The sequence below is a fragment of the Micromonospora sp. MW-13 genome (assembly GCF_003434305.1).
GTDB lineage: Bacteria > Actinomycetota > Actinomycetes > Mycobacteriales > Micromonosporaceae > Micromonospora.
Window position 1 is genome coordinate 11,536 of the sequence record NZ_QKKX01000046.1, and the last position, 13,314, is coordinate 24,849.

Genomic DNA, 13,314 nt, shown 5'->3' on the forward strand with positions numbered 1-13,314 from the left:
GCGACTTCCTGCCCCTGGCGTGGCTGCCGGCGGTCCGCCTGGACCCTCGTCCGCCTCGCCCGCCGCTGATGCGACGTTCTTTTCGCCATGCAGCATGCGGGAATCTCCGCCAGCCGTGCTCCACGACACCGTCCACTGTCCGACGGAACCGACCGGGCCGTCCGGCGGGCCGATGGACAAAGGGAGCGCCGCAATGACCTGCTCTCGACATCTGTCCGATGACAGCGCAGCGGACCTGCCGGTAATTCTTTAGCGACCTCACCGATGGGGAGCGGGATGAACAGTGATCATGGGCGACAGTCCGGACCAACGATTGAGTACGCGGCCGAGGCCGGAGTGGCGCGCATCGCGCTCAATCGCCCGAGCCGGCTGAACGCAGTCATCCCGCAGCTCGTACGTGAGCTGCTGGAAGCCATCGAGCAGGCCGACCGGAGCGGGGCGCGGGTCATCGTGCTCAGCGGCCGGGGCCGTTCGTTCTCCTCGGGTTACGATCTGAAACACGAGGTGGTCGGCAGCCCGCCGGACAACGAGCGCACCGAACGGCTGAGCCGGATCCAGGCGCTGACCACCCGATTGCGCAACTCGCCGAGTTGCGTTATCGCTCAGGTCCACGGGTACGCGTTGGGCGCGGGTGCCGAACTCGCCCTCGCCGCCGATTTCGTGGTCGCCGCCGAGGACGCGGTATTCGGGTTTCCCGAAGTCGAAGCCGGGCTGAGTGTGACCGGTGGCGTCTCCGCCATCCTGCCCCGGCTGATCGGGCCGGCCCGGGCCCGGCGGATGATGATCCTGGGGGAGCGGGTCGACGGGCAGCAGGCGTACGAGATGGGGCTGGTCAGCCACGTCGCCACCGCGGCGGATCTGCCGGCGGTCGTGAACGCGTTGGCCGAGACGGTCCGGAGTCGTCCCGTCCGCGCCGTCGAGGGCGCCAAACGGCTCCTCGAAGAGGGCACCTGGACGGACCTGGCGACCGCGCTCGACGCCGAGGTGCGCTTCGCCCTCCGGGCCCAGGACTCGGGCGAGGCTCTGGCAGCACAGCAACGATTCGACGCGAGGTCCAGCGGCTCACAGGCGGAAGGTGCGTGATGACGGCAGATCAGGACGGGGACGTCCTGCGGGTGCGGGACCTGGCCACGCTCGTCCGGCGGGCGGCTCGGCTGTGGCCGGACCGGCCCGCGCTGAGATTCGACCAGCACGACATCGGCTACACCTTCGCCGAACTCGACCACCTGTCGGACCACTACGCGGCCGTACTCGACACGCTGGGCATCGGGTACGGCGACCGGATCGCGCTGGTCTTCGACAACCGTCCGGACTATCCGCTGCTCTGGCTGGGCGCCGCCAAGATCGGTGCAGCGGTCGTGCCGGTGAACCCCAGGTACTCGGTCCGGGAGATTGTCCGGCTGTTGGAGCACGCGGAGCCGGCCCTCACCGTGACCTGCGCCGACTACCGGGATCTCGTACTCGCCGCGGCGGGCGGGCGGTATCGGGTGGCCGTCACCGACCCCGCGCCCCAGTCAGAGGTGATCCACCTGGCCGGCGTGGATGTCGCACCGGCGCCCGTGCGCGCGTCGGTGTACCCCGAGACGTTGGCCAACATCCAGTACACCTCGGGCACCACCGGCCAACCCAAGGGCTGCATGCTGTCGCACGGCTACTGGACGACGATGGTGCGCAAGTACGCGGACGGTTTTCCCTATCTCGGACCCGACGACGTGCTGCTCACGGCTCAGCCCTTCTACTACCTGGATCCGCAGTGGAGCCTCGCGGCGTGCCTGCTGGTCGGGTCGTCGCTCGTCGTCCTGGACCGCTTCCACCCCACCTCGTTCTGGGACAAGGTGCGGGCGTACGGCGTCACGTATCTCTACTGCATCGGAATGATGCCCACCCTCCTGCTGCGCCAGCCGGAGCGGCCCACCGACCGTGCTCACTCGCTGCGTGCCGTCGCCTGCTCCGGCATCCCGAAGCACCTGCACGCCGCCTTAGAGGCGCGGTTCGGGGTTGCCTGGTACGAGGGCTTCGGGATGACCGAGACCGGGGGCGATCTTCGGGTCCTGCCCGACGACCATGACGAACTGGTCGGCACCGGGTGCGTGGGGCGGCCGAACCCGCACCGTGAGGTCAGGATCGTCGACGAACACGGCCGGGCGGTGCCGCGTGGTGCCACTGGGGAGCTGGTCCTGCGTGGCATCGGCATGATGGACGGCTACTACCGGGACGAGCAGGCGACCCGCGCGGTGTTCCGGGACGGGTGGTTCCACACCGGTGACCTGGCCCGGATGGATGAGTACGGCCGGGTGTACCTGACCGGCCGGTTGAAGGACATGGCACGTCGCAGTGGGGAGAACATCGCGCTGAACGAGGTCGAGGCGGTGTTGACCTCGGCCGGCCGGGTCAGCCAGGCAGCCTGTATCCCGGTCGCCGACGACCTGCGCGGGGAGGAGGTCCAGGCGTTTCTCGTGGTCGGCGGGGAGGCTGACACCGCGACGACGCTGGGCGAGGTCGTGGCGCACGCGAGTGCGAACCTGGCACCGTTCAAGGTGCCGCGGTACTGGAGCCTCGTCGACGAGCTGCCGCTGACGCCGTCGCAGCGGGTTGCCAAGGAGAAGTTGCGGGCACTGTCGGTCCCGGCCTTCGACCGCACGACGGGGCAGCACGTCCGCCTTGGCCCGTCCGCCGCTCCCGGTGGGCACGTCGCCGAGCGATCCGATGGCTGAGCCGAGACTCACGATCGCGAACCACTCGGTCAGCGTGTCGGATGCCTGGGTGCTCCTGCAGTTGCCGTCCGATCTGGAGTTCGTCGGCTTCGACTACGCCGGCAGCCTCCGCAACGGCCCGCCGAGCCCGACCGACGTGGTGGAGTTGCAGGACTTCGGTCGGCTGCTGCTGCTCGGTGTCTCGCTGACCGCCGACGATGTCCGGTCGTGCCTCATGGCGGCCGAGCAGGCCCCGTGGGCGGCGGTCCCGAAGGACGCCCGTCTCGCCGACACCCCCTACGGCGGCGCGGGGACGCCGTACGCGCACGCCATAGCGCTCTACCGTCACTTCCGCTACCGGCACCGTCTCCGCGTCACGGTCGCGTCGGCGATCCTCCATCTGAAGCGTCCGTCGCTCGTGCCGCTGTTGAACAACCGGACCCTCGCCTTCTACAGCGAGCAGGCGGTGGACCTCGCCGCTACCAGCGGAAGCGACTCCCCGCTGTACTGGGAGGTGTTCCGGCGGGACCTGATCGCCAGCGCCGAGGGCGTCGACGCCCTTCGGCGGCAGTTCGCCGAGGCGGATGACGTCGTCTCGCACGCGCTGTCGCGACTGAGCGACGTACGGCTGTTCGGGATCGCGGTCAACAGCCTGGCGGCGAACTGACCGTCGCCGGCCGCTGCACCGCCCGATCCGGGCGGGGCCCGTTGCCGGATCTCTTCGTGGTCAGAGGCTGGCGTCCAGGATGGCGTGCATCTGTAGGGCGATTCCGAAGCTCAGCAGCCACTCCGGGCCACGGGGGTCCTTCCCGGTCAGCTCGGCGACCCGGTCGAGCCGGTAGGAGAGCGTGTGCCGGTGGATGCACAGCCGCTCCGCGGTGGGGCCGGGACGGCATCCCAGGTCGAAGTAGGCGGCCAGCGTCCGGACGAGTTCGCTGTTGTGCGTGGCGTCGTGGCTCAGCAGTTCGCCGAGCAGCGTGTCCACGAACGGCTGCATGACGCCCTGCGGGTCGAGCCCGGCGAGCAGTCCGGGCAGTCCCAGTGCGGTGACGTCCTGGATCTGGCTGGCCGTCTGCCTGGAGGACTGGGCGGCGGTGGCCGCCTCCCGGATGGCCAGGGCGAAGCTCTCCGCGTCGGTCTTGGGCCGGCTGCGCCCTACGGTGACCGCCTTCCAGCCGCGGTGGTGGCAGGCCTGGAGGAAGTCCTCGGGCACTGTACTGTCGACCGGCTGGACCAGGCAGAAGATCTTGCCCTGGAGCCCGCCGACGATGGGTTGGGTGCTGGCCGCCGCGATGTCCTCGAGTACGGTCAGCGCACGTGCGCCGGGGATGCTGCGGTCGAGGCGTACCGCGAGGACGCAGTAGCCCTCGGCCGGCTCGAGCCCCAGCCCGCGCAGTGCCGACGTCAGCTTCTCGTGGCTCATCGAGCCCTCGACGGCGGCCCGGAGCAGCTGCTCCACCGTGGCCCGCCGGGCATCGCGCCGGGACGTCTCGCGGGCGAAGCGCAGGAGGACCGCGGCGCGGGCACGTTCGACGAGCAGCAGCTCAGGGGCGCTCAGCCGACGGGGCCCGAGGTACACGATCGCACCTTCGACCTGGTTGTGCAGACCGACGCTGACCAGCACCGCAACCCGGCCGTCGCCCACCTCGACCTGGGTCGTGTCGATCGGCGGGGAGGTCTTCAGCACCATCGCGAGGTCGGCGGGCAGTCGCAGGCTGCGCTGGCCGCGATGGCTCCACGAGGAGATCACCGCGCCGGTGTAGTCGACGAACATCGCGTCGAACCCCGACACCTGACGGGCGGTGAGCTTCAGGATCGTCTCCAGTTCGGCACCCGACATGACCGCCGCGACCAGCGCATCGTGCAGTTTCAGGATTTTCGACAGGCTGGCCCGTCGCAGGGTCTCCACAACCTGATTCAGATCCCGCACGTAGGTCGTCACGTCGACCTGCTGCGCGCAGTGCGCGACCGACATTCCCGACGTGTCGACGGAAGCGGCCAAAGCCGACTGCGCGGCGATCTCGGGCAGCCCGACCGCGACAAGTGTCCCGCCGGGCTCGGGCAGCTCGCGGATACGCGCGACGGCGGCCGGTATGGTGGCGGCGTCCACGACGAGGATTTCGCCGCCGCCGTGAAAGGCCGCTGGTTCGGTGACGACGGCCGTCACCGGCAGCATTGCGTGGTCGGATTCGCGAATGAACCTGGTCGGGTACTCAACTGCGCTCAGCACAGCAGAAGTGGACACGTCGAGCACCCGTGAAGTGCTGGCGTGTGGCAAATTGTCTCCTCGTGCTGTGCCGCCGGGCAGGTCTTTCTAGTGGTTTGTCCCGTCACTGTCTGTCAGTTTGCGGCGGGGGACGGGCGGGCGATGGCCGCGGGGCGGTCGGGTGCCGGGCTGCCAACCCCACCTATTCTAGCGTTCTCAGCAGGCACGTTGGAGCGGCCGGCGGCCGTGCTCGCGTCCGGCGCCGTCCGAGGGAGCGCGCCACAGCGGGTGACCGCCCGGTTTTGGCCAGTTGGCCATGCGCCTGGGGAAGAGACTATCCATCCGTCGGCTGACGTGATTCGGGCCACGTGTGACTCTCTTACGACCGATCCGCCATAGCGCAACCGCTGTCGGCGTATTGGCTTGCGACGAGCCCTTCCGGTCGGCAGCTCCATAGCGGGTGGCCGATCACAAATACATGATCGGGAGATGAATCGTGACCAGGAGAATATCCCGGCGGGCCTTGCTGCCGCTCCTGTTGGCTCCGGTGGTGGCGCTTTCGGCGTGCTCGACGGGAGGCGACTCGGACGGCGTCGGCGACGGTGAGACCACCATTCGTCTGATGGCGTACGCGACCGGCGGCTTCAAAGAGAAGTACCTCAAGTCGGTTGTTGAGCAGTTCGAGAAGACAAACCCCGGCATCAAGGTGGAATACGACGGCGTCGTCTCGTCCGCCGAGATGCTCGGCCGGCTTCGTACGCAGAAGAGCAATCCGACGATCGACGTTGTGATCATGGATCTGTCGGTGGCTGAGAGCGCCAACAAGGAGAACATCTTCGCGCCGCTGGACCCGGCGGCCGTCCCCAACATGAAAGACCTCAGCGAGCACGCGAAGGTGCGGGACAACTTCGGTCCCGGTGTCACGTTCGACAACCTGACGCTCGCCTACAACACCAAGGCCGTGACCACCGCGCCGACGTCCTGGAACGACCTCTGGGACCCCGCTCACAAGGGGAAGGTCTCGATCAGCGCGCCACCCCAGCTGGACGGTATCGGGCTGACCGTGATCCTCGGCGACATGCTGGGCGTGGACTACCAGCGCTCCATCGACCCCGTGGTCGGGCGCCTGCGCGAGCTGGCGCCCTCCGTGCAGACCTGGAACCCGCAGCCAGACACCTACACGCTCGTCAAGTCCGGGCAGGTCAGCCTGGCCCTGGCCTGGAACGCGCGCAGCCAGCTACAGCGTGACCTGTCCGACGGCGCGCTGGGGGTCGCCCTCCCGAAGGAGGGCAGCATCATGCAGGTCAACACCATCAATCTCGTCAAGGGCAGCAAGCGGGCGAGCGCCGCGCAGACCTTCATCAACTACGCCCTCGGCCCCGAGGCGCAGGCCGCGTTCGCCGCGGAGATGTTCTACGCCCCGACCAACACCCTGACCAAGGTCAGTGACGCGGTCGCCCAGCGGACCGTGATGACGCCGGAGAAGCTCGAAACCATGATCCCCGTCGACTGGAACTGGCTCGCCGAGCACCGTGCCCAGTGGACCGACATCTGGCGCGAGGACGTCATCTCGAAGTAGTTCCGCCCACGTCGAGGAGTCCAGCGTGGAAGACGCCTATCTCGTACTAAGCAAGCTGACCAAGACATATCCGAACCAGCCCCGGCCGGCGGTGCGTGATGTCGACATCGACGTCGCGCGAGGCGAGTTCATCTCGCTGCTCGGGCCGTCGGGCTGCGGGAAGACGACGACCCTGCGGATGATCGCGGGTCTGATCGTTCCCACCTCCGGCGGTATCCGTGTCGGCCGCGTCGACATGACCAACCGCCCCGTGCACAAGCGGGACATGGGCATGGTGTTCCAGTCCTACGCGTTGTTTCCCCACATGTCGGTAGGGGAGAACGTCGACTTCGGGTTGCAGATGCGCCGGATCCCCAAGAGCGAACGCCGGCGCCGGGTCGCCGAAGCGCTCGACATGGTCCATCTGACCCACCTCGCGAACCGCCGGGTGAGCCAGCTCTCCGGCGGGCAGGCCCAGCGGATCGCCCTGGCCCGGGCGTTGGTGATCGAGCCGACCGTGCTGCTGCTGGACGAGCCGCTGAGCAACCTCGACGCGAAGCTCCGCGAGGAACTGCGCGTCGAGATCCGGCGCATCCAGCAGGAAACCGGGATCACGACGGTGTTCGTCACCCACGACCAGGACGAGGCCCTCGCGATGTCGGACCGCCTGGTGGTGATGTCCGAGGGGCGTGTCGAGCAGGTGGGCGAGCCGTGGGCGGTCTACGAGACACCGAGGAACCGGTTCGTCGCGGACTTCATCGGCAGGACCAACTTGTTCGACGGGCTGGCCGTCGGCCGCGACGACGGCCTGCTGCGCGTCGCGGTCGAGGGGCTCGGCACGCTGTCGGTACGGACGCCGGAAACCGGTCGGACGAGTGTCACCGTGATGGTACGGCCGCATCGCGTCCAGCTGGAGCCCGTCGAGCAGCTGGCGAACGAACTGAAGGGGCGCGTCGTCCAGTCGAGCTACCTGGGCGACGTGGAGTCCGTGGTGGTGGAGGTCGACGGCGTCCGCATCACCGCCGAGCGGACGCACAGCGGTCGCCCGCTCGCGCTCGGGGCTGAGGTCAGGCTTGGATGGGGTGACACGGATGCGTACGTCATCCCGCAGTAGCGGGGGCCGCACCTCCAGGGCGGCGCGGGCCGCCCTGCTCGCCCCCGGCCTGGTGGCCATCGGGGTCAGCTTCCTCGTGCCGCTGGCGTGGCTGGCCCGCATGTCCTTGAACCGGACCGTCGGGTCGGCCGAGCTCCAGTCGGCGGTGAGCCCGCAGTCCTACGTCGACGTGCTGACCGACGAGTTCGTGTGGAAGATCGCCTGGCAGACGCTGCAACTCGGGGTCCTGGTCACGGTGCTGGCGATCGCGGTGTCGTACCCCATCGCGCTCTTCCTCGCCCGGACGCGCTCGCGCCTGCGCGGGCTCCTGATGGCGTTGGCCATCGCGCCGCTGCTGACGTCGTCGGTCGTGCGTACCTTCGGCTGGCTGACCCTGCTCTCCGACGACGGGGTCGTGAACTCGGTCCTGAGCGGGCTCGGTGTCACCAGCGAGCCGCTCACGCTCACCAACAATCGCACCGGTGTGGTCATCGCACTCGTCGAGATCATGATGCCGTACGCCATCATCGCGATGATCGCCGGATTCGGGCGGGTGTCGAAGGACCTGGAGGACGCGGCCGGATCGCTCGGCGCGGGCCGGCTGCGCTGCTTCCTCCGGATCACCTTTCCGCTGAGCCTGCCGGGCGTCCTCACCGGGGCGTTGATGGTCTTCGTGCTGACCATCTCCGCGTTCGTCACACCACGTCTCATGGGTGGGGGCCGGGTGTTCGTGATCGCCACCGAGATCTTCGACCAGGCGACCACGACGCTGGACTGGCCCCGCGCGTCGGCACTCTCGATCCTCTTGCTTTTCCTCTTCGGAGTGTTCCTGGTGTTGTACCAGCGACTCTTCCGCCTGGTGGAAGGACGGTAGCCGACGTGAAATACCTGCCTGAAGCGATCTACCGCACCATCGGGGCCGTCGTGGTCATCGCCTGCTACCTGTTCCTGCTGGCACCGCTGCTCGTGGTCTTCGTCATCTCCTTCGACGCCGGCGCCAACCTCGAGTTCCCGCCCAAGGAATGGTCCCTGCGGTGGTACGCCGAGCTGGCCGGCAACAGCGAGTTCCTCGAGGGACTGCGGGTGTCACTGGTGCTCGGCCTGGTCGTGACAGCTGTCTCGCTCATCGTCGGGGTCACCGCCGCGCTCGCGCTCACCCGGTACGACTTCACCGGACGCGACGGCCTGGTCGGTCTGTTCACCTCGCCGCTGCTGCTCCCGAGCGTCGTGCTGGGCCTGGCCCTGCTGCTGGTGCTCGGGCCGGTGGGTCTGGTCGGCACGTATCCCGGCCTGGTCCTCGCGCACCTGAGCCTGACCATCCCGTACGTGGTCCGCACCGTGATGATGAGCCTCAACGCGGTGGACGCCTCCTGCGAGCAGGCGGCCCGGACGCTCGGCGCCAGCCCGTTCACCACCTTCCGCCGGATCACCCTTCCGTTGATCACGCCTGGTCTGATCGCCGGTGGGGCGCTGTCGTTCATCATCTCCTTCGACGAGGCGGTGGTGTCGCTGTTCGTGGTCGGCACGGGCCGCACCACGCTGCCCGTGGTGGTGTTCCGCTACGTCTCGAACAACACCGACCCGCAGGTCGCCGCGTTGTCGGTGGTGCTCATCGTCTTCTCGCTCGCGGCCGTCGTGTTGATCGAACGGGCGCTCGGGCTCAAGCGTGTGCTGAGCAGGGCGTGACGGCCATGGCGGAGATCATGACTGCGACCGGCGCCGTCGACGCCGCCGGGCTCGGCCTGACCCTCATGCACGAGCACCTCTTCATCAACCTGTTGCGCGAGTATCGGGGCACCGGGCTGATCCAGGACTTCCCGTTGGTGCGGTCCGAACTCGACCGCTACCGGGAGGCGGGCGGTGTGACGGTGGTGGACGTGACCCCTGCGGAGTTGACCTGGGGAGCGAGCCCGGACCCGAACGGCGTCTACCGCCCGGGTGGTGGGCTGGCCGCGGCCTCGGCCGAGCACACCAGGGCCCCGGACAACGTCGCGGCCCTGCGTGAACTGTCGGTGGCGACCGGCGTGCAGATCGTTCTCGGGACCGGGTACTACCGTGATCCCTACCTCGCGTCCGAGGACTTCGACCGCAGGAGCGTCGGCGCCATCTCGGAGTTGCTGGTCCGCGACCTGTGCGACGGGTTCGCCGGGACCTCGATCCGCGCCGGTCTCATCGGCGAGGTCGGCGCGGACCAGTGGTTCATCTCGGCCAGGGAGGAGCGGAACCTGCGTGCCTCGGCCCAGGCGAGCCGGCGTACCGGGGCGGCGATCAGCACCCACGCGGCGCGCTGGCCGGTGGGTCGACAGCAACTCGACCTGCTGCTGGAGGAAGGGGTGCCGCCCGACCGCGTGATCATCGGTCACTGCGACACGGTGAACATCCCGGAATACCACCTGGATCTGGCGAGGAGCGGCTGCTACGTGCAGTTCGACACCATCCGGCCGGGCTCGGAGTTCGCGCTGGAAACGCGGGTCACGCACGTGGTGTCGTTGATCCGGGCCGGCTTCATCGATCGCGTACTCCTCAGTCACGACGTGTGCGGTAGGGATCACCTGACGGCGTACGGCGGGGGAGGTTTCAGTTACATCCCCGAGCGGTTCTCCCAGCGGTTGCTGCGGGCCGGTGTCGATTACGGGGAACTGGAACACATTCTCGTCCGGAATCCGCGGCGAGCGCTGTCGGGGGAGGCGGGATGACGGCGTCCCGTGATTTCGAGCAGACCGTCCGGATGGCGGTGCGATTCTCTGATCTCGATGTCGCGGGGCACGTCAACAACGTCGCCTGGATGAGGTTCGTCCAGGTCGGGGTGTCGCAGGTGCTCGCCGCCCGGCGGGCGGGCGCGTCCGGCCGGCCCGGGCACGCGTGGGACCACCGGGAACGCGGGTGGCTGTGGGCGGACGTGCGATACCACCGAGCGGTCCGGGAGGCCGGAACCCCGATCACCGTCCGGGCCTGGGCCGTCGACCACCGCGATGGGGTCCTCGTCGCCTGCGAGGTGGGTGCCGGCACCCCGGACGGGCGGCTGGTCGGCTGCGTCACCGCGCAGGTCCGGGTCGGCCCGCCCGGCCCGGCCGGACTCCCCGCGAGAGCGACTGCGCGCCTCGGGCCCGGACCGGCCCCGCCGGCTGGGCAGTGGCCGTGGTCGTTGGTCGTCCCGGTCCGCCCGACCGATCAGGCGCACGGCGGATCGCTGGCCCCGCTCGGTGCGGCCGATCTGCTCCAGGAGGCCCGGCACGACGCGGTGTCCTCGTGGCGGCACGGGATCGACGGCCGCCTGGTCGTGGCCCGAACCGTCCTGGAGTTGACCCAGGCGTCCCTCGGGACGCGGATACGCCTCGACTCCCGGTGCTCCCGGATCGGCCGCGCGTCCTTCGACCTGGCCTCGCGCGCCGTCGAGTTGGCCAGCGGCGCGGTGGTGGTCTCGTCGACCACGAGGGTCGCCCGGATCCGGTCCGACTCCGACCAGTCCGCCGCCCCGTGGTCGGCGGCGGAGCGGGCGCTGCTCAGCGAGGTCCAGCGGGGTGTCGGGCCGGGCTCGCCCGGGCCTGTGGCTCCAATTGGCCACGCCCCGTCCGGCGGTTGTGGACAGATGGATATATGACCTGAAATCCGTAGCTCATACAGTTGCGGAGGTCGACGGAGAAAATTCAGTCCGGACAAACCCGAGTGCGATGTCTCGCACAGAATTAGGGACACCAGATGTACCGACTTGGAATTGACACTGGCGGGACGCACACAGACCTCGTCCTGTTGGACGAAAAGAGCGGTAGAACGTGGGTCGAAAAGGTCCCTTCAACGCCCCGACGGATAGTCGACGCCGTACTGTCGGGAGCCGCACGGATTCTCGACAAGGCGGCCATCGAGCCGAAGGACGTACACACGATCGTCTACGGGACAACCGTCGCGGTGAACATGATTCTCCAGGGCGAGCGGATCTCGGCGGGCCTGATCACGACCGCCGGATTCGGCGACGTCCTTGAAGTACGGAACTCCTACCGCTACGGCAACATCTATGACGTGCAGTGGGAACCGAGCCCGCCGATCATCGAACGGCGTCACTGTTTCGAGGTTCGCCAACGCCACGACTTCCGTGGACAGGAGGTGGAACCGCTCGACGAGGAGCAGGTCCGGCAGACCGCTCGGGCGATCAGGGACCTCGGCCTGGAGAGCGTGGCGATCTGCCTGCTCCACGGCTACACCCAGCCCGGCCACGAGGTGCGGGTGGCGCAGATTCTGGCGGAGGAGTTGCCCGGGCTCCCGGTGTCGTTGTCCTCGGTGGTGAGCCCCCGGATCTCCGAGTACGAGCGCGCCAGCACGACCGCCCTGGACGCCTACGTGAAACCGAAGCTGAGCGCCCACTTCGTGGACTTCGCCGAGCAGGCGGAGAAGGCCGGGTTCGGCGCCACGTTGTTGACGATGCAGGGCAGCGGGGGCACGTTCAGCCTCAGGCGTGCCGCGGAGCGACCGATCCGCGTGGCCAACTCCGGGCCGGTCGCGGGTGCCATCGCCGGTGCGTACTTCGCCGCCGAGGTCGACTGCGCCAACGTCATCACCTACGACATGGGCGGTACCAGCACCGACCTGGCAGTGGTGATCGACGGCGCGCCCACCGTCGTACCCCGTGACGAACTGCTGGGACACCCGATCCAGTTGTCCAGCATCGAGATCACCCCGATCGGGTCCGGCGGGGGGTCGATCGTCTGGATCGACGAGGGTGGCGCGTTGCGGGTCGGACCGGACAGCGCCGGCGCGAGCCCGGGACCGGTCTGCTACGGCGCCGGCGGGACGCGGCCCACCCTGACCGACGCGGCCGTGGTCACCGGCCGCCTCAACCCGGACTACTTCCTCGGCGGGCGGCAACGGCTCGACCGGGAGGCCGCCCGCGACGCGCTGGCGCTGTCGCGGGACGACACCGACGACTGGGATCCCGAGCGGTGGGCCGCGGGCGCCATCGCGATTGCCGCTGCCGACAGCGTCCGGGCGATCAGGCGGGTCTCCATCGCCCGCGGCCTCGACCCCCGTGACTTCGCGATCGTCGGGTTCGGCGGCGCGGGAGGTCTGATCGTCAGCGACGCGGCCCGCGAACTCGGCATCCCGACCGTGGTCATCCCACCGAACCCCGGCAACGTCTCGGCGATGGGACTGCTGCTGGCGGACCAGAGCTGCGACGCCGTCGCATCGCGGCTCTGCCCGTTGGACGAGGTCGACGTCGGCACCGTGACCGAGTGGTTCGACCAGCTTGAGGCCGAGGCGGCGAAGGAACTCCTGTCCGAGGGCATCGCAATGGACCGGATCACGGTGCGGCGCACGGCGGAACTGCGCTACCGGGGGCAGAGTTTCGAGCTCGTGGTGCCCTTCGAGAAGGGGTACGGCGACGGGGCACTCGAACACCTGGCCAGCTCCTTCCACCAGCTTCACGAACAGCGGTACGGCCACGCCTCGCCGAACGACCCGGTGCAACTGGTGAGCCTGCGGGTCTCCGCCGTCGCCACGACCGCCAAGCCGTCGTTCCCGAGACTGCCCCGAGCAGCCGGCGCCGGTGCCGACGCGGCGGTGAAGGAACGTCGCCCGGTCATGTTCGACCGGAAGATCGACACTCCCGTCTACGACCGGGCGCTGCTGCGCCCCGGCCATGTCATCGAAGGCCCGGCGATCGTCGAGGAGCCGGGTAGCACCACGGTGCTGTGGCCCGACCAGAGGCTGTCCGTGAGTCCGATCGGCACGCTCGTGCTCACCGCGCGCTGACACCACTTCCGAACAGGAT

Annotated in this window: 11 protein-coding genes; 10 read left to right on the forward strand and 1 reads right to left on the reverse strand. The window is 68.9% G+C overall.

Annotated elements, in window-relative coordinates; all coding sequences use genetic code 11:
- Positions 1-276: 276 nt before the first annotated feature.
- From C5N14_RS21775 to C5N14_RS21785, 3 genes are read left to right on the forward strand one after another with little or no spacing between them, the layout of a single operon-like run.
- Positions 277-1,083: an enoyl-CoA hydratase/isomerase family protein gene (locus C5N14_RS21775; RefSeq protein WP_117670165.1), complete on the forward strand. Its 807-nt coding sequence runs from the start codon at positions 277-279 to the stop codon at positions 1,081-1,083.
- Complete coding sequence (locus C5N14_RS21780) at positions 1,083-2,714, forward strand: AMP-binding protein (RefSeq protein ID WP_117670089.1); 1,632 nt, start codon at positions 1,083-1,085, stop codon at positions 2,712-2,714. The genes C5N14_RS21775 and C5N14_RS21780 overlap by 1 nt, the downstream gene beginning before the upstream one ends.
- Positions 2,707-3,360, forward strand: a complete 654-nt coding sequence (locus tag C5N14_RS21785; protein ID WP_128763630.1) for a DUF6308 family protein — start codon at positions 2,707-2,709, stop codon at positions 3,358-3,360. Before C5N14_RS21780 ends, C5N14_RS21785 begins: the two co-directional genes overlap by 8 nt.
- Before the next feature lie 60 nt (positions 3,361-3,420).
- On the opposite strand, the gene C5N14_RS21790 is transcribed toward C5N14_RS21785, so the two are convergent.
- Entirely contained in the window at positions 3,421-4,947 is a 1,527-nt protein-coding gene (locus C5N14_RS21790; protein WP_128763631.1) for a CdaR family transcriptional regulator, read from the reverse strand.
- 448 nt (positions 4,948-5,395) lie between these two features.
- Here C5N14_RS21790 and C5N14_RS21795 point away from each other — a divergent pair, with 448 nt between their 5' ends.
- From C5N14_RS21795 to C5N14_RS21825, 7 genes are all read left to right on the forward strand, one after another.
- Positions 5,396-6,478, forward strand: coding sequence for an ABC transporter substrate-binding protein (locus C5N14_RS21795; RefSeq protein ID WP_128763632.1), 1,083 nt, complete (start codon positions 5,396-5,398; stop codon positions 6,476-6,478).
- A gap of 25 nt (positions 6,479-6,503) precedes the next feature.
- Positions 6,504-7,571: an ABC transporter ATP-binding protein gene (locus C5N14_RS21800; protein ID WP_117670097.1), complete on the forward strand. Its 1,068-nt coding sequence runs from the start codon at positions 6,504-6,506 to the stop codon at positions 7,569-7,571.
- A complete protein-coding gene (locus C5N14_RS21805) occupies positions 7,549-8,424 on the forward strand; it encodes an ABC transporter permease (RefSeq protein ID WP_117670099.1) in 876 nt (291 codons plus the stop codon). Before C5N14_RS21800 ends, C5N14_RS21805 begins: the two co-directional genes overlap by 23 nt.
- Positions 8,425-8,429: 5 nt before the next feature.
- Positions 8,430-9,236 carry an ABC transporter permease gene (locus C5N14_RS21810; RefSeq protein WP_207892824.1) on the forward strand — a complete coding sequence of 269 codons (807 nt, stop codon included), beginning with the start codon at positions 8,430-8,432 and terminating at the stop codon, positions 9,234-9,236.
- 17 nt (positions 9,237-9,253) lie between these two features.
- On the forward strand, positions 9,254-10,246 hold the full coding sequence (locus C5N14_RS21815; protein WP_165878187.1) for a phosphotriesterase: 993 nt from the start codon (positions 9,254-9,256) through the stop codon (positions 10,244-10,246).
- Positions 10,243-11,151, forward strand: coding sequence for an acyl-CoA thioesterase (locus C5N14_RS21820; RefSeq protein WP_117670102.1), 909 nt, complete (start codon positions 10,243-10,245; stop codon positions 11,149-11,151). Before C5N14_RS21815 ends, C5N14_RS21820 begins: the two co-directional genes overlap by 4 nt.
- 98 nt (positions 11,152-11,249) lie before the next feature.
- Entirely contained in the window at positions 11,250-13,295 is a 2,046-nt protein-coding gene (locus C5N14_RS21825) for a hydantoinase/oxoprolinase family protein (protein WP_117670104.1), read from the forward strand.
- Positions 13,296-13,314: the final 19 nt, after the last annotated feature.

What these genes read in the sequence shown, in the direction of transcription:
- C5N14_RS21775 (WP_117670165.1), top strand. Translation starts at nt 277, where the DNA reads ATGAACAGTGATCATGGGCGACAGTCCGGACCAACGATTGAGTACGCG.
- C5N14_RS21780 (WP_117670089.1), top strand. Translation starts at nt 1,083, where the DNA reads ATGACGGCAGATCAGGACGGGGACGTCCTGCGGGTGCGGGACCTGGCC.
- C5N14_RS21785 (WP_128763630.1), top strand. Translation starts at nt 2,707, where the DNA reads ATGGCTGAGCCGAGACTCACGATCGCGAACCACTCGGTCAGCGTGTCG.
- C5N14_RS21805 (WP_117670099.1), top strand. Translation starts at nt 7,549, where the DNA reads ATGCGTACGTCATCCCGCAGTAGCGGGGGCCGCACCTCCAGGGCGGCG.
- C5N14_RS21815 (WP_165878187.1), top strand. Translation starts at nt 9,254, where the DNA reads ATGACTGCGACCGGCGCCGTCGACGCCGCCGGGCTCGGCCTGACCCTC.
- C5N14_RS21820 (WP_117670102.1), top strand. Translation starts at nt 10,243, where the DNA reads ATGACGGCGTCCCGTGATTTCGAGCAGACCGTCCGGATGGCGGTGCGA.
- C5N14_RS21825 (WP_117670104.1), top strand. Translation starts at nt 11,250, where the DNA reads ATGTACCGACTTGGAATTGACACTGGCGGGACGCACACAGACCTCGTC.